Consider the following 16937-nt stretch of genomic DNA (forward strand, 5'->3'; position numbering starts at 1 on the left):
CCTAAAGTTGATGTAAGTCACTCAACTTTAGGGGGTTAGCTTATTTGAGTATTTTTAGCTATTTGCTAGTTTTTAAAATCATTTAATTGACTTCTTGCGTAGATTAATGACAAGAGAAAGAGAGGGATAGTCCATGGGAAATATAGTAGAAAAACTAAAAAGATCTATGAAAGGTTGGTCGACTAAACGCTGGTTGTTGACTGGAGGGTTAGGACTTATGGCAGTATTTTCTATGATTTTTTACGTTGTGATGATTAATCAGGAATCTCTTGATGCTAAAGGATTTTTAGGAGGAAAACCACAGGAAAATGTTTTAGTAGAGAAGTCAAAATTCCCTAGGGATGAAAAAGAATCTAAGGGAAATGATAAGGGGAAAGAGACTAACTCTAAAAAAGCCAGTATCGTGGTAGATGTGAAAGGTCAAGTGCTTCATCCTGGAGTTTACGAAGTGGAAGCTGAAGAACGAATTGGGGAAATCATACTAGAAGCAGGTGGTTTTACCCCTGATGCTGACCAAAATCAGGTGAATTTGGCCAAAAAAGTTCAAGATCAAGAAGTCATTTATGTTCCCATGATGGGAGAGGAAGTGGCAGATTCTAGAATGTCAGAGGGATCAAATCAAACGAACACTGCTTCAGGAAGTCAAGGAAATTCTTCAGGAAGTCAAATTAATTTAAATCAAGCTGATCAACAACAATTAATGAGTCTTTCTGGGATAGGTGAAAAGAAAGCCAAAGATATCATTGCCTATCGAGAGGAAAAAGGATCATTTAAATCTATCGAAGACTTAAAGAATATTTCAGGTATTGGGCAGAAAACATTTGAAAAGCTGAAGGATTTTATAAGGGTGGATTAGTTGTATTAGACTTATCGATCGAGTTTGCTGACAGATCAACCTTTAGTGAAAGGAGCTGGCGAGCTGAGAAAAGTATGTGATGCAGTATTAGAAAAAACAAATGGACAGTGGTTTTTCTTTTGGCTAGGACAAGTTTTGCTTTTGGCCTGTTTACAAAAAGGACAGTCCTATGTTTTTATGGTGCTATTACTTATCTGGATGTTTCGCTTACTTTGGACTAAGGATAAAGCTTGGTTAGTTTTGGCGAGCCTCCTATTCTTACTAACGAGTTTGAATTATTTTTATCAAGAAAAGACTTATAGCTATTTGAGCCAAGGCTATCATGATCAGGAAAACATTTGTTTAGATCTTAAGCTAGATCCTCACGACATTTCTGTAAAAGGGAGTAGAGGGTATGGTTTAGCTCATTTTCCTAGGGGGAAGATTTTTCTTAGTCATCTAGATAAGGATAAAATACAAGAAATGAAAAAAGCTAGTCTTATAAGGGTGAGGGTTAAGGGGGAATGGAAAGGAGTAAAAGGTCCAGAGAATTTTGATAGCTTTGATGAGCAAAAATTTTATAAAAGCCAAGGCCTTGTTGGAAAACTGAAGGTCAATGAGTTGGAAGTTTTGGGGGAACTTTTAGGTCTAGAGGCCATATTAAAAAGTTGGAAATGGAAGATTTATCACTATATTGAACAAGTCCCGGGACCTTTTTTATCTATCTTATTTCAATCATTTTTGTTGAATGACAAAAGTCAATTGCCTGAGGATTTTAAAAGGAGTTTTCAGCAATTGGGCTTGATGCCTTTTTTAGCTTTATCGGGTTTTCATGTAGAGGTCATAGCGCTAGAACTTAGGCGTTTATTTTATCGTTTGGGGATAAGGAGAAAAAGGACAGAGCAAGTAGTTTTAGCCCTTTTACTTTTATATGGTAGTCTAGTGGGCTGGCCTATTTCTATGGTAAGGGCGGTGGGGATGCATGCTTTAAGCCTCTTGCCAATAAAATCTTTCACTCACTTTGATCGACTAGCCCTTATGGGAGGAGTAATATTGCTGGTTAAACCTTTCCAGTTGCACTCCCTCAGCTATATACTGAGCTTTGCTATGACTTTAATACTTATTCTTTTAGAAGAAAATCCTCTAAGGCTTGACCCTCATGCTTACTGGAAGACATTAATTCCTCCTTGCTTCTTATCCATCTTAACGCTTTTTCTAACAGGCCAATTTTTCTTTCGAGTGAACATACTTTTGATGGTATGGTCTGCTTTGTTTGCTGTGGCTTTTAGTTATGCCCTCCTACCTTTATTGATCTTTGCTAGTTTTTATGGTCTTTTAGATAATAGATTGTGGGGGATTTATAGCATAGTAGATCGCTGGCTTTTAATATTTTTTGATCAAATTAAAAAGATAGCTGACTGGCCTTATGCTTATTGGGTGATGGGCAAGTTACCTCTTTGTATTGATCTTCTATTTTTAACGGTCATCCTCTTTTTCCTTGTTTATTGGGGGAAAAATAGGGTAAGATTGAGCTCTTTTATGAGTTTTTTCTGTCTGTCTTTCCTGTTGTTGAATTATAATCATTGGTCTTTGAAAGCTTCTATGATCATGCTTAATGTCCATCAAGGGGATGCTTTTTTAGCCTATACTCCTGCTAAAAGAAAAACCGTTCTTATTGATACTGGCGGTGTTTTAGCTTATAAAGGAGGGAGTGGGGAGGGAGCTTTAAGCTATGAGGAATTAAACCGTCGACATGCTAATCGCTACCTCTTGCCTGCCCTTTTTCGTGAGGGGATCAGTCGTTTAGATATTTTAATTCTCACCCATCCAGATGCTGATCATATAGGTGGAGCCCTTAGTGTGATGGAGACACTAGCTGTTAGAGAATTATGGATTAGCAAAGGATCAGAAGGCGATCCTAATTATCGGGCTATTTTAGATAAGGCAAAAGAAAAGGCAGTACTTGTGCGATTGCTATCAAGTGGTCAAGAAGTCAATTTAGCAGGACTTGATATTAAAGTTATTTCTCCGGATCGCTTCTATCAAGAGAAAAATGAACAATCTATTGTCAGCCGATTCAATTATAAGGGACTAAGGTGTTTGTTAATGGGAGATGCTGGAGTAGAGGTAGAAAATAATTTGATTCAAAAAGGTCAAGCTGGAGCAGTGGATATTTTGAAAGTGGGACATCATGGAAGTAATAGCTCTTCCAGTCAAGCTTTTGTAGATGCCATTCATCCTAAAGAAGCCTGGATATCAGTTGGTGAAAATAATCGCTACGGTCATCCTAAGCAAGAAGTGCTAGAAGTTTTGAAAAAGGCGAATTGTCGCATACGCCAAACAGCAAAAGAAGGTGCGGTAAGAATAGATTGGTTTGCTGGAATGGGGCCTATCGTTTCAAATAGTAGAGACCGATAAGAAAAGCTGAAGGCATCCTGTCTAGCCCTTAAGCTAAAAATTCGATACAATAAGTGAGGTGAGAAGTAGGAGGAATCAAATGAAATATCAAGAAGCCCGCCAACAAATTGCTGGCGATAAATTACTACCGGTCTATCTCCTGTTAGGGGAGGAAAGCTATCTGATGGATCTTTTGCTAAAAGCTTTTAAAGAAGAGCTGATGGATGAAGAGGATGCGGCATTAAATGTCGCTGTCATGGACTGTAAAGAAGTAAGTATTCAAACAGCTGTTCAAGAAGCGAATAGTATGCCTTTCTTTGGGGACAGAAAAATAGTGTTGGTGACGGATGCCTATTTTTTAACCTCCAAATTACTTAAAAACGGGCCAGATCATCATCCAGAAGCTTTAATGGATTATCTTAAGGATCCATCGCCTAGCACGATCTTTGTTTTAGCCGCACCCTATGCTAAGCTGGATAATCGGAAGAAATTGACGAAAATATTGATGAAGCAGGTCGCTGTAGTGGATTGTTCCCCCTTATCTAATCGGGATAGAGAACAATTTGTTTTACGAGAAGCTAAGGAGAGGAATTTGCCTCTAACAGCTAATTTATACGAAAAAATCATTTACCGGGTAGGCCCAGAATTAGATTTGTTGATGAAAGAATTGGATAAGTTGACTTTAGCTTATCAAGCAGGCTTGCCTTTAACAAAGGAATTGATTGAAGACTTAGTACCGCTTTCTAAAGAAACGGTTATTTTTGATTTGATTGATGCCCTTAATATAAAAGATTCACATAGAGCCATGGAAATCTATCAAAATTTGATGAGTCAAAATGAAGATCCGATCGCTATATTAGCTTTATTATTGAGCCAATATAGTCTATTCCTTAAAGTAAAATATATGAAACAAGCAGGTTTGAGGGAATATGATATTGTTGGTCGCCTATCCGTTCATGAATATAGGATTAAATTGGCCTATCGAGCGGTTGATCGTTTTCAATTAGAACGATTAGAGGAGATTTTCCTCCGCCTACTCCAAAGTAATTACCTAGCTAAAACCGGACAAAGAGCAGCATCTTCACTTGTGGAATGGCTTATCATTGACCTTTGTCATTAAGCTAGGGCAGATTCCTAGAAAAGTTTGCTTTTTTAAATAGGCTAGAGCGTATAGAGACTCTTTTTTGAACGAGTGTAATGCCGCTAGATATGGATTAAAAAATAGACTCCTCTTAATGTAGAAATTCTAAATGTTCTACATTAAGAGGAGTCTATTGTAATCAGTAGTTTATAAAAAAGAAAAAGGCCATCTAAAGCAGATGGCTTAAGCTGTTATTTAGACAATTTAGCAGCTAAACGGCTCTTGTCACGGGCAGCTTTGTTGCTGTGGATCAAACCTTTAGAAGCTGCGCTGTCGATTGCTTTTTGAGCTACTTGGTACAATTCTTTAGCATTGTCATCACCAGATGCAATAGCTTCTTCGAAACGTCTGATAGAACGGCGCATAGCAGATTTCTTTGCACTGTTAGCTGAGTTAGCTTTTTCAGATGTCTTTACTCGTTTGATAGCAGAGTTGATATTTGGCATTTTCAGCACCTCACTTTCGCTAGTTCATTAATTCAGCGTATTTATGCAATACAATTCGAACGTAAACCATTCTATCGATTATTGACATAAAAATCAAGTCTTCCTAGCATTCTTTAGAAAAAAATCTAGCTAAAGCTTGCAAAGACTTGTGGATGATGCATAAAAGGAAAAGCTAAAGCTATAAGAAAGTGATCAATAAATAATAAGTATTTGATCTAGTAGCGATAGGAGGAAGATGAGAGCTTTGCTATTGGGTCACAAAGGAGGAAGATGAGCGATTCACTATTGGCTCACAAGTGAAGATTTTATCCAGTAGCAATAGGAGGAAGAGTAGGAACTAGATCCAAAGGGTAAAAGGGGATAGCTTAGGAAAAAGACAGCTTTTGAACACGGCCTAGCTTGAAATGAACTTTGCTTATCTTTTATTATGGATACAGGTGCTTGTGGCAATGTAAGAGCTTGCAAATCATTGTCCAAACGCTTGTGATAAATGGAACAATTTTTAGCGAAAGCTAAAGGAGGAAACATATGTACTTATCAATTATTGGTTTTGTGCTGATCATTTCAATGATGGTTGTCTTGATCAAAGAATGGCTAGCGCCGTCAGTAGCCTTTGTGCTATTACCGCTCTTAGCAGCTTTTGTTGCTGGTTTTGGTGTTAGCGAAATAGGAGATTTTGTCAATAGTGGTCTTAACACCATGTTAGGAACTTCTGTTTTATTCATTTTTTCTATTTCCTACTTCACTTTGATGTCCGAGCAAGGCTTATTTGAACCGATCATCGATTGGCTTCTAGCTCATTTAGGGAAATCTCTAACCCTAATCTTTATGGCAGTGTCCATTGTTACTTTTGTCGCTCACTTGGACGGGTCTGGTGCAGCAACTTATTTGATCACTGTGCCAGCTTTTATTCCTATTATGCGTAAGATGAACGTTCGTCCTGAAGCGCTCTTGGGCGTCATGGCAGCAATGATGGCCACAATGAACGTTGAACCATGGGCAGGGCCTACTTTGCGTGCAGCTTCTGTGGCCAAGATCGAACCGATGAAATTATTTTTACACATCTTGCCATCTTTTGGTTTTATGTTGCTGATGGCTTTGGGTATTTCTTACTTCATCAGCCGTTTAGAAGTGATGAACGGGGCTAAAGTTCCTGAAGGGGGCTTTAAACATGACTCTTCCTCAACGAAAGAAGAAGGGCTGAAAGTTAATAAGTCCCTTTATTTCTTCAATCTTTTCTTGACCATTGGCATGTTAGCTCTTTTATTGATTGATATTTTGCCAATGCACTTTGTTTTCATGGTAGCTTTCTCTCTTGCTTTAACGGTTAACTATAGATCAGTGAAAGAACAAAGTAAGAAATTAAAATCTTTTGCTCCAGCAGCCATCAACATGACGATGACCTTATTTGCTGTAGGTGTGTTCATGGGGATTATTTCTGAATCTGGTATGGTGAAAGAAATGGCTAAGACCCTTGTTGCTATCTTGCCAAGTTTTATTACGCCACATATGCACTGGTTCATGGCTCTTTTCTGTGTACCGCTTTTAATGGTATTGGGGACAGATGCCTTTTACTTTGCTTTGCTTCCAATTATTATCGGTGTGGTGAAACCATTTGGAATTACCCCACTTGATGTAGCTTCTGCTTTCTTATTAACTGGGACATACGGAACTTTTGTAAGCCCAAGTGTAGCAGCAGTATACGTTGGGTTAGGGTTAGCGGATTCGACTATCGGCAAACATATTAAATATAGCTTGCGTATTTTATGGCCAGCAAGTATTGTATCTTTGATTATTGCTACGCTTTTAGGTGTAGTCAAATTCTAAAATAACTGCTAATTTCAGCTAAAAATAAATTTATTCTGCCTCCAAAAGTTGGATTAAAGGATTCAACTTTGGGGGCTTTTTTAGTCATTTAAGCTATTTTTTGGAGCGCTAAATACATTTGTGAAAAGTGATCTGACTCGATTTTTAAATGTCTTTTGTTTATAATACAGTTTGGTAAAAAATACACAAAGAAGAGATTTGTATCGTGCGAAGATGACTGATTGATGCCGTTAACGTCCTTATAAATCCCTCTTATACCAAAAGGAGTGGTTTGATGTTAAACAAATGGACTAAACGTATAGCTTTAGCCAGCAGTTTATTACTTTTATCCTCTTATGTAGCTGGGAGTTCACAAGTAGAGGCCAAGAGTAAAGTAGAGCAAAAAAGTGAGAATAAAGCAGGGGTGAATGATGAAAAAGACCTCGCTAAAGAAGGGGAATTGGCTAAATGGGCTCCCAAAGCACCAAGTAAGGAAGTAACACATCTTGTGGGAGATAAGATAGAAGACACTGATTTCTTTGTCAATGTCTCTTGGTTAAAAGAGCAATTGAAAAAAGATCCTTCAACTGTTGTTTTGGAAGCAGGTTATGGGGACAAGGCCTTCAAAAAGGGGCATATTCCAGGCGCTATACGTATAGATACGATGGAGGTAGAGAGCGAGGAATCTGACTGGAATCTTTTTGAAGCTTCTAAGCTAGTCAAAGCCTTTTTGAATAAGGGAGTTAAAAAATCTACTCCATTAGTGGTCTATGCAGAGGATGTCAATGCGGCTTCCCGTATAGCTTTTGCCGCTTATTATTTAGGTGTGGATCAGGTTAAAATTTTAGATGGTGGGAAAAAAGCCTGGACGACAGCTGGAGAAAAATTGACGAAGAAAGTTGCTAGAGTGCATAAAGTAGATGACTTTGGAGCTGAAGTGCCTGGACGGAAAGATGTCTATATTGGCGATTCGGATGCTTTATTAAAGGCTAAAGAAGAGAATAAAGATCTCCTTGTAGCTTCGGTAAGAAGTTGGAAGGAATATACGGGTAAAACTTCTGGTTATAACTATATTAAGAATGCTGGTGAAATTAAAGGAGCTGTTTATGCAGAAGCTTCTACTACAGCCTATGATTTGAACTATTTCACTAATGAAGATGGTTCGCTAAAAGATCCTACGCCAGTCTTTAAAGATTGGGAAAAATGGGGGATTACAGCTGACAAAACTACAGCTTTCTATTGTGGAACGGGTTGGCGGAACTGCTCTGTCTTCTTTATTGCCAAACAAAAAGGCTTTGACCATGTCCTAGTTCAAGATGGAGGATGGTATGATTGGGATCTTCACCATCAAAAAAATCCTGATAAATACCCGATTCAAAAGGGAGTTTCAAAAGAACTTTTAAAGGAATTATCAGAAGCTAAGTAAAGATGCCAAAAGAAGGAGAGGAGAAAAAGAGTGAGGAAAGTATGCATATGGTTCTGCCGACTGGGGGAAATAGGCATTATTTTTCTAGCTTTCCAAGTGGAAGACTTTTATGCCAACCATTTAAATTTTATGAGATCCGTCTTGTATCTATCTCATCAGCTTGAATTAAAAGCTGGCCCTTATTGCTCCTTTTTGGCCTTGACCTTTTCTCTTTTAGCTATAGGCTTATTCTTTCGTAAGCGAAATAAAGAGAGTTTATTGTTGCTCTTGACGACTTTGCTTTATCTAGTATGGCTCTTTCTAATGTCTTTTGACCAAGTGAAAACATATTATCTCTATTTAGGCCTTTTAGTTTGCCTCAACTTTTTTCAAAGTTGCCTTGCTCTCTTAAAGGGGAGACATTAAAAGGATCTTTTGCTGCAAGGACAAATGACCAATAATTAAGCAAGTCCAAATAAGAAAGTGCGTCATATCAAGGTTTGAAAAACTTGATTGACGCACTTTCCTCGTTTTTTGACTTTTGCCCCAGTCTCATTTGTCTTACTTTATAAAATAAGTGAAAGTGATAATTCCAAGACTTTGATAAGCTGTTAGGAGACTTGTTTATTTATTCTGGTCTGCTTGGTATAAAAGAATAGCTTTTCTTCGATATTTGACCTGCTTTGTGGTAATCTAGGGAAGAAAAGAAGGGGGATGATGGGATGGATTTTGAACTCGTTTCCAAGTATTTACCGCAAGGGGATCAACCCCAAGCGATTGAAACTTTAAGTCAAAATATTCAGAAGGGCGTCAAAGAACAAACCCTTCTAGGAGCAACTGGGACAGGTAAAACATTTACTGTGGCAAACGTCATCCAGGCAGTCAATAAGCCGACCCTTGTCTTAGCCCACAACAAAACTTTAGCAGGACAATTATATGGCGAGTTAAAAGAGTTTTTCCCGAACAATGCTGTAGAGTACTTTGTATCTTATTATGACTACTATCAACCAGAAGCTTATGTGCCAAGTTCAGATACCTATATAGAAAAAGATGCAGCTGTTAATGATGAGATTGATAAGTTACGCCATAGTGCGACTTCAGCCTTGTTAGAAAGGCGAGATGTTATCGTGGTGGCTTCAGTTTCTTGTATCTATGGTTTAGTTGACCCGATGGAATATAAGAACCATGTCTTGGCTGTGCGAGAGGGACAAGAGATGACAAGAGAAGAACTCCTCATGCATTTAGTCGAAATGCAATATTCTCGTAATGATATTGATTTTAGGAGGGGGACTTTTCGGGTTCGAGGCGATGTTGTTGAAATTTTCCTAGCTTCTCATGATGCGTCATGTTTGCGTTTAGAATTTTTTGGAGATGAGATTGATCGGATTTGTGAAGTGGATGTTTTAACAGGGGAAGTCAAGGATCAGGTGACTTTTGCAGCGATTTATCCAGCTACCCACTTTGTAGCCAATGAAGAGGCTATCGAAAGGGCTGTACAAACGATTCGTTTAGAATTAGACCAACAATTGACCTATTTGAGGGAAAATGGCAAGCTCCTAGAAGCGCAACGTTTGGAACAAAGAACCAACTATGATATTGAAATGCTCCTAGAAATGGGTTATTGCAATGGGATCGAAAATTATTCGAGGCACATGGATGGCAGAAAAGAGGGGGAACCTCCTTATACCTTGTTGGACTTTTTCCCGAAAGATTCTTTGTTTGTTATTGATGAATCACATATTACTATGTCCCAAATTCGAGGTATGTACAATGGAGATAAGGCGAGAAAGGAACAACTAGTGAAGTATGGTTTTCGATTGCCTAGCGCACTGGATAATAGGCCTTTACGTTTAGAGGAATTTGAAGAAAGGGTACCACAAATTCTTTATATATCAGCCACTCCAGGTCCATATGAATTAGGGCGAACGAATGGTTATGTGGAACAAATTATAAGGCCGACAGGTTTACTCGATCCGGAAATAGAAGTAAGACCAATTAAGGGGCAAATTGATGATTTAATTAGTGAGATTAATCAACGAACTGAAAAGAATGAAAGAGTATTTGTCACCACCTTAACCAAAAAAATGTCTGAAGATCTAACAGATTACTTACAAGAAGCAGGTATCAAGGTGAAATACTTGCATAGTGACATTAAAACCTTGGAAAGAACAGAAATCATTAGGGATTTGCGCTTAGGGGAATTTGATGTCCTTGTGGGGATTAACTTGTTAAGAGAGGGTTTGGATGTCCCTGAAGTTTCTCTGGTCGTTATTTTAGACGCAGATAAAGAAGGCTTTTTGCGTAGTGAACGTTCTTTAGTTCAAACGATAGGACGCGCTGCTCGTAATGCTAAGGGTAAGGTGATTATGTATGCTGATAAGATCACCGATTCTATGGCATATGCGATAAAAGAAACGAAACGTCGTAGAGAGATACAAATGGCTTATAATAAGGAACGTGGGATTACGCCGAAGACTATTGTCAAGGAAATTAGAGATTTGATTACGATTTCTTCTAAAGCGAAGGACAAGGATAAGAAGGAAGATAATAATCTCTCTCTTGCTGAACAATATAAACAAATGACGCCAAGTCAACGCAGAGAGGGGATTAATCTGCTGGAATTAGATATGCGTCAAGCAGCCAAACAACTGGACTTTGAAGAAGCTGCCCATATTCGGGATATTATTTTAGAATTACGGTCAACTTACCATATTTAAGGGGATGAAAAAGATGGTAATACGAGCCATTATAACTTTTTGCATCGGCATGAGTGTAATGAGTTTTATGCTTAGTCCAAAGACCGTATTTGCTAAGCCAAAGAGGGAAAATTTTATTTACACTTTAAAGGCTAGAGGGCTAGTAAAAGGGGAAAATTTGCTTAAATGGCAAAAAAAGAAAGACTTTTCTAAAATTCTCCTTTTAGATGTGCGTTCTGAAGGAGATTACCAAGAAGGGCACATTCCTATGGCTGTTTCATGCCCTCTAAGCCAATTAAAAGAGCAAATAGATAGACTGCGTAATGTAGATAGGGAAATTTGGCTCTATGGTTCTAGTGATGTAGAGGGAAAAGAAGCTTGTGAAATACTGTTAAAAGAGGGGTTTAAGGCTAGACCAGTAGAAGCGATTACTGCCTATCCTCAAAAATTAGTCTATTATCAAGTTTTGTTAATGGATGAATTTATAGATGGTTTAAAAGAGAAAGAGGCAATAATTTTAGATGGAAGAAAGAAAAATGAAGTGAAAAAAGTCCTATCGAATGCAGCTGGAATAAATGATTTGGCTAAAAAGCCATTAGAAAAGAAATGGCTAAAAGGAAAAGAACACCCTATCTATATCTTGAGCGCTAAGGGAGGCGGGGGGCAAGCTCTAGCTCAAAAACTAATAGAAGCAGGTTACAAGCATGTCAATCTTGCCCTTCTTGGAACGACAGAGTATGATTATTACCCTTTATAAAGGCTGTCCTTCCTTTGTTTAAAAGATGAAAAGAATTTCTCTCTAAAGTCTTGCCATTACTTATAAAGTTTAGTACAATACGCAAGGTACGACCTATTCACGGCTAATCGATTCACCAACGTTAGACTGTGGATGTGGTGACTAAAAAGAAAGGTAGGTGGCCATTGATGGCAATTTCAAAAGAACGCAAAAACGAAATCATCAAGGAATACGCAACTCATGAAGGAGATACTGGTTCTCCAGAAGTGCAAGTTGCTGTATTAACAGCTGACATTAACGCTTTGAACGATCACATTAAGCAACATAAGAAAGATTTCCATTCTTACCGTGGCTTGATGAAGAAGATCGGTCATCGCCGGAACTTGTTAGCCTACTTGCGTAATAATGATGTACAACGTTATCGCGAACTCGTGAAACGTCTTGGGTTACGTCGTTAATCGATTAAGAGATTCAAGCGAGCGACATTTGGGATGTGGCTCGCTTTTGTTGTATAAGAAAAAATGTGGCCTGGACTCTACTAAATAAAACAGAAGAGAAGATGGAGTCTCCTCCCTTGTGTTTTGTTTAGTAGGCGGGCTAGTAAAGGAGAAATTAAGATGTCAGAAAAGAAGGTTTATACATATGAGTGGGGCGGACGTCCGCTACAAGTCGAAATTGGCCAATTAGCTAAACAAGCTAATGGAGCTGTTTTAGTGCGTTATGGGGATACTGTTGTTTTATCAGCTGCTGTTGGGTCTAAAACACCAGGTACAGGAGATTTCTTCCCACTAACGATTAACTATAATGAACGGATGTATGCTGCAGGGAAAATTCCAGGTGGCTTTATCAAGCGGGAAGGACGTCCTAGCGAACACGCTACTTTGACAGCTCGCTTAATTGACCGTCCGATTCGCCCAATGTTTGCGGATGGCTATCGAAACGAAGTCCAAGTGACTAATATGGTCTTTTCTGTTGATCCAGACTGCTCACCTGAAATGGCAGCTATGTTAGGCTCTAGTTTAGCACTTTGTGTGTCAGATATCCCTTTTGATGGGCCAATTGCTGGTGTGAATGTTGGTCGTGTTGACGGCAAATATGTGATTAACCCTACAGTTGCTCAACAAGAGGCTTCTGATATTGAATTAACGGTAGCTGGAACCAAAGATGCTATTAACATGGTAGAAAGTTCAGCTCAACAAGTTTCAGAAGATGACATGTTAGGGGCTTTGCTCTTTGGACATGAAGAGATCAAACGTTTGAATGCCTTCCAAGCTCAAATTCGAGATGAAATTGGCAAGGAAAAGATGGAAGTTGAATTGGTTCAAATTGATCCAGAATTAAGCGCAGAGGTCAATGAAAAATACGCTGAAAAAATGCGTCAAGCTGTCTTAACTTTCGATAAACTTGAACGTGAAGCTAATATGGAACAAGTGAAGGAAGATATTATAGCAGAAGCAACGGAAAAAGTAGACAGCATGGAGGCAGAAGAAGCGTCCCTTTACTTAAAAGAAATGGGCGAAATTGTGGCGGATTTAGAAAAACGAGTGGTTCGCCAATTGATTACTAAGGACAAGGTACGTCCTGATGGGCGGGCTATCGATGAAATTCGTCCTCTTTCATCTGAAGTTGCTCTATTGCCAAGGGCTCATGGTTCTGGTCTATTTACTCGTGGGCAAACGCAAGCGTTAACGTCTGCCACATTAGCGCCTTTAGGAGAGTACCAAGTCATTGATGGGTTAGGGCAAGAAGAAGGGAAACGCTTTATTCACCACTATAACTTCCCACAATTCTGTGTGGGGGCTACAGGCCGAGCTGGTAGCCCAGGCCGACGAGAAATTGGGCACGGAGCTTTAGGTGAGCGTGCTTTGAAACAAGTCATTCCTAGTGTAGAAGAATTCCCTTATACCATTCGTTTGGTTTCTGAAGTCTTAGAATCAAATGGGTCATCTTCACAAGCGTCTATCTGTGCAGGTACTTTGGCTTTGATGGATGCTGGTGTGCCGATTAAAGCTCCAGTAGCAGGTATTGCTATGGGCTTGGTGAAACAAGACGAAGATTACACCATCTTAACGGATATTCAAGGTCTTGAAGATCACTTGGGGGATATGGACTTTAAGGTAGCAGGGACTAAAGATGGCATTACTGCTTTACAAATGGACATTAAGATCCAAGGGATTACAAAGAACATCTTAGAAGAAGCTCTTGCTCAAGCGAAAACAGCTCGGATGCAAATCTTAGATCAATTGACGTCTACTTTAGCTGGCCCTCGTCCTGAATTAAGCCCATATGCACCTAAGATTGAGATGATGACGATCGATCCAGCTAAGATCAAGGTAGTTATTGGTCGTGGTGGAGAAACCATCAATAAGATTATTGATGAAACAGGTGTGAAAATTGACATCGATCAAGAAGGTAATGTCTCTATTGCTTCTAGCGATAGCGATATGATTCAACGGGCTCGTGAAATCATTGAAGATTTGACGCGTGAAATTAAAGTTGGAGATATTTATGACGGTGAAGTGAAACGCATTGAAAAATTTGGAGCCTTTGTAGAAATTGCTCCAGGTAAAGATGGCTTAGTTCATATTTCTCAGCTTTCAGATAAACGTGTCGAAAGAGTGGAAGATGAAGTGTCTATCGGTGACCATATACAGGTTAAAGTAGTGGAAATTGATAACCGTGGACGGATCAACCTATCTCACAAAGTTTTACTCTAATAGTAAGGAATTGTTGTTTAAAACCTCTTAAAGTGGCCGACTTTAAGAGGTTTTTCTTTGAGATTTCTTGTGAAATAGTTTTCTTATTGACGTGTTTTACTAGTAGCCCTATAAGCTTTAGATTAGAGTTTGCCTAATTTCTAGCAGCGAGATGACTAGAGGAATTTTGGAATGTTAGCTCCTAGCCTTTAGTTTCTTGAACAAAAAGCAGGATTAAAAAGGTTTCTTTAATTCATCCATTGTCTAGAGGGTGCTTTTTCAAGCCTATAGAGCTTATCGAATAAAGCCTATGATCTTCATTTTTGCCAATCTTATGATATAATAGAATAACTGAATTGTTCACGTTGATCAAAAAATAACAAGAAGTGGCATGAAATTGCCCGATGTTCTGAAATAAAATAAAGGAGTTTTTGAATGGACAAATTAACAATTATCCCATTAGGTGGGACACGTGAAGCAGGTAAAAGTTGTTTTGTAGTGGAATGTGGTGAAGACATCTTCGTATTTGATTGTGGCTTGCTTTATCCAGATGATGAGTTGCTAGGTATTGATGTGGTTATCCCAGATTTCACGTATTTGATTGAAAGGCGTGATCGAGTGAAGGGAATTTTCCTCACTCACGGGCATGCGGATGCTGTAGGGGCCCTGCCTTATCTTTTGGAACATGTTCAAGCACCTGTTTTTGGGACGGAATTAACCATTGAATTAGCGAAAATTTATGGGGAAGAAGCTAGTGTAGATTGTCATTTTAATGATTATCATGTGATCGATACTGACACAGAAATAGCCTTTGATAATGGCATCGAAGTCAGTTTTATTAAAACGACTCACTCTATCCCTGATTCTGTCGCCATTGCTCTAAGAACTGATCAAGGTTCTATAGTTTATACAGGGGACTTTAAGTTTGATCAATCAGCTTCCAAGCTTTATCAAACACAATTTGGACGCTTGACAGACTTAGGAGAAGAAGGGGTTTTAGCCTTATTAAGTGATTCTCGTGAGGCTGAGTCTGAAATTGAAAATGCTAGTGAATATCAAATTGCGGATAGCATTGTCGATTTATTTTTAAATGCAAGTGGTCGAGTGATTGTTGCTTGTATAGCAAGTAACATTCAACGGGTGCAACAGGTTTTTGATGCGGCGCATGAAACGAACAAGAAAATTTATTTAACAGGCAAAAAGTTAGAACGGATTATTGATACAGCTATACGTTTGGGTAAATTAACCATTCCAAGCAAGGATTTGATTATCCAACGACATCAAATGTCTAAAGTAAAAGAGGATCAACTTGTTATTTTAGAAACAGGGGCAAATGGGGAACCTATACATTCTCTGCAAGCTATGGCTAAGGGACAACATAAGGACCTTCAATTAAAAGAAGGAGATGTGGTTTATTTTGCCACTACACCTAATGTTTCCATGGAAATGCTTTTAGCTCAAACAAAAGATTTGATCTATCGTTCTGAAGCTGAAGTAGTCACCTTACCATCGAATACAAAAGCGTCTGGCCATGCAACACCAGGGCAATTGCAATTAATGATCAACCTCTTGCAACCGAAATATTTGATTCCTGTTTTGGGAGAGTATAGCAAGTTGGTTGCGCATGCTCAATTGGCTCATGAAGTCGGTATGAACTATAAGAATACTTATGTCCCAATGAATGGAGATGTCATTGCCTTTAATCATCGTAGGATGGAAGTTACTGGGCAAGTGCCAGTTGGTAATGTTTTAGTAGATGGGGCTGGTGTAGGAGATATTGGGAATATCGTCTTGAAGGATCGACGCATTTTATCAGAAGATGGGATATTTGTGATTGCGATGACTATTTCAAGAAGAGAAGGAAAAATTTTATCTGGCCCTCGATCTATCTCTCGAGGCTTTATCTTCATGAAAACTTCAGGCAATCTTTTAGATGAAAGTGAACGTTTATCTCGTGAAATAGCTGAAAACTATTTAGAAAAACACCAAGAGGATTTTGATTGGAATGACCTGAAACAAGCTATTAGAGAAAAAGTATCTCGTTATCTCTTCCAAGAAACCAGTCGTCGTCCAGTCGTCCTTCCAGTTGTTATGGACGCATCTAATTACAAAAAAGCGAAAAAATAGGAGGGATTAGTATGGCAAAAGCGACTGAGTTACTGATGGAGTTTTTCTTTACTCTACTTGCAACGATAGGATTAAGCTACTTGCCGGCATTTTCGCCTAGTCTATCTTTCTTTTGGATGCTTCTTCCAATTATATGGTATAGCTTACGAAGAGGAGTCGCTGTTGCTGGCTTTACGGCTGCTATAGCAGGTCTTTTTATTGGACTGGTGAAAGGATTTTTTGAACAAGATTTCAGCTTAACTATTTTGACGCTGATGTTACCTTTAGCAGCTTCTTCAGTAGCTGGATTCTTTTCTAAATATACGATTCGGACTGCCTTTAATCGGAAGTATACGTCAACCATTTTAAATACAACGACTGGATCTATGATGAGTGTCCTGGCTTTTTCCCTAATTTTAGCAATTAGTCAATATGTTTCTGGAGCGAGTGGGATGGTAGAGGCTTGGCTTGGATTAGAAGTCCTTTCATGGAAAAATCTGATGGTTAATGCTTTGGCGAATTGGTTAATTTTTTCCTTGATCTTTGTATTGGTGATTAAAGGAAAGGCTGATTTGCTCATTCCTCGTCATACAGGGCATATTAATGCTAGAGAACGATCCCACTTATTAAATGATTAAATGGCGTTTAAGCCTTATTCTTATTAAGAGTGAGC

13 protein-coding genes are annotated in these 16937 nt (G+C 38.7%); 12 read left to right on the forward strand and 1 reads right to left on the reverse strand.

Annotated features, from left to right (window positions below):
- The first annotated feature begins 133 nt into the window (after positions 1-133).
- The 3 genes from D3H64_RS01450 to holA all read left to right on the forward strand — a co-directional run bounded on the left by D3H64_RS01450 (position 134) and on the right by holA (position 4352).
- Positions 134-856 carry a helix-hairpin-helix domain-containing protein gene (locus D3H64_RS01450; RefSeq protein WP_121564126.1) on the forward strand — a complete coding sequence of 241 codons (723 nt, stop codon included), beginning with the start codon at positions 134-136 and terminating at the stop codon, positions 854-856.
- Positions 857-997: 141 nt separating this feature from the next.
- Positions 998-3253, forward strand: a complete 2256-nt coding sequence (locus tag D3H64_RS01455) for a DNA internalization-related competence protein ComEC/Rec2 (protein WP_147429881.1) — start codon at positions 998-1000, stop codon at positions 3251-3253.
- A gap of 79 nt (positions 3254-3332) precedes the next feature.
- Complete coding sequence (gene holA / locus D3H64_RS01460; RefSeq protein ID WP_121564130.1) at positions 3333-4352, forward strand: DNA polymerase III subunit delta; 1020 nt, start codon at positions 3333-3335, stop codon at positions 4350-4352.
- Positions 4353-4564: 212 nt separating this feature from the next.
- Here the strand turns inward: holA and rpsT are convergent, their stop codons facing one another.
- On the reverse strand, positions 4565-4819 hold the full coding sequence (gene rpsT, locus D3H64_RS01465; protein WP_121564132.1) for a 30S ribosomal protein S20: 255 nt from the start codon (positions 4817-4819) through the stop codon (positions 4565-4567).
- A 528-nt stretch (positions 4820-5347) separates the two neighbouring features.
- Between rpsT and D3H64_RS01470 the strand changes: the two genes are divergently transcribed.
- From D3H64_RS01470 to D3H64_RS01510, 9 genes are all read left to right on the forward strand, one after another.
- On the forward strand, positions 5348-6646 hold the full coding sequence (locus tag D3H64_RS01470; RefSeq protein WP_121564134.1) for an SLC13 family permease: 1299 nt from the start codon (positions 5348-5350) through the stop codon (positions 6644-6646).
- A gap of 274 nt (positions 6647-6920) precedes the next feature.
- On the forward strand, positions 6921-8051 hold the full coding sequence (locus D3H64_RS01475; RefSeq protein ID WP_121564136.1) for a sulfurtransferase: 1131 nt from the start codon (positions 6921-6923) through the stop codon (positions 8049-8051).
- 30 nt (positions 8052-8081) lie between these two features.
- The gene (locus D3H64_RS01480; protein ID WP_121564138.1) at positions 8082-8456 is read left to right on the forward strand and encodes a hypothetical protein; all 375 of its coding nucleotides are present in this window, start codon (positions 8082-8084) and stop codon (positions 8454-8456) included.
- A gap of 296 nt (positions 8457-8752) precedes the next feature.
- Entirely contained in the window at positions 8753-10747 is a 1995-nt protein-coding gene (gene uvrB, locus D3H64_RS01485; RefSeq protein WP_121564140.1) for an excinuclease ABC subunit UvrB, read from the forward strand.
- Positions 10748-10760: 13 nt separating this feature from the next.
- Positions 10761-11483 carry a rhodanese-like domain-containing protein gene (locus D3H64_RS01490; protein ID WP_158589190.1) on the forward strand — a complete coding sequence of 241 codons (723 nt, stop codon included), beginning with the start codon at positions 10761-10763 and terminating at the stop codon, positions 11481-11483.
- A 167-nt stretch (positions 11484-11650) separates the two neighbouring features.
- Entirely contained in the window at positions 11651-11920 is a 270-nt protein-coding gene (rpsO, locus tag D3H64_RS01495) for a 30S ribosomal protein S15 (protein ID WP_121564144.1), read from the forward strand.
- Between the two features lie 159 nt (positions 11921-12079).
- Complete coding sequence (gene pnp, locus D3H64_RS01500; RefSeq protein ID WP_121564146.1) at positions 12080-14179, forward strand: polyribonucleotide nucleotidyltransferase; 2100 nt, start codon at positions 12080-12082, stop codon at positions 14177-14179.
- Between the two features lie 414 nt (positions 14180-14593).
- Complete coding sequence (locus D3H64_RS01505) at positions 14594-16285, forward strand: ribonuclease J (protein ID WP_121564148.1); 1692 nt, start codon at positions 14594-14596, stop codon at positions 16283-16285.
- An 11-nt stretch (positions 16286-16296) separates the two neighbouring features.
- The gene (locus tag D3H64_RS01510; RefSeq protein ID WP_121564150.1) at positions 16297-16902 is read left to right on the forward strand and encodes a hypothetical protein; all 606 of its coding nucleotides are present in this window, start codon (positions 16297-16299) and stop codon (positions 16900-16902) included.
- Positions 16903-16937 lie beyond the last annotated feature (35 nt).

Origin of the sequence: Atopobacter sp. AH10, assembly GCF_003664595.1 — a bacterium.
In the GTDB taxonomy this organism is placed as follows: domain Bacteria; phylum Bacillota; class Bacilli; order Lactobacillales; family Aerococcaceae; genus Atopobacter.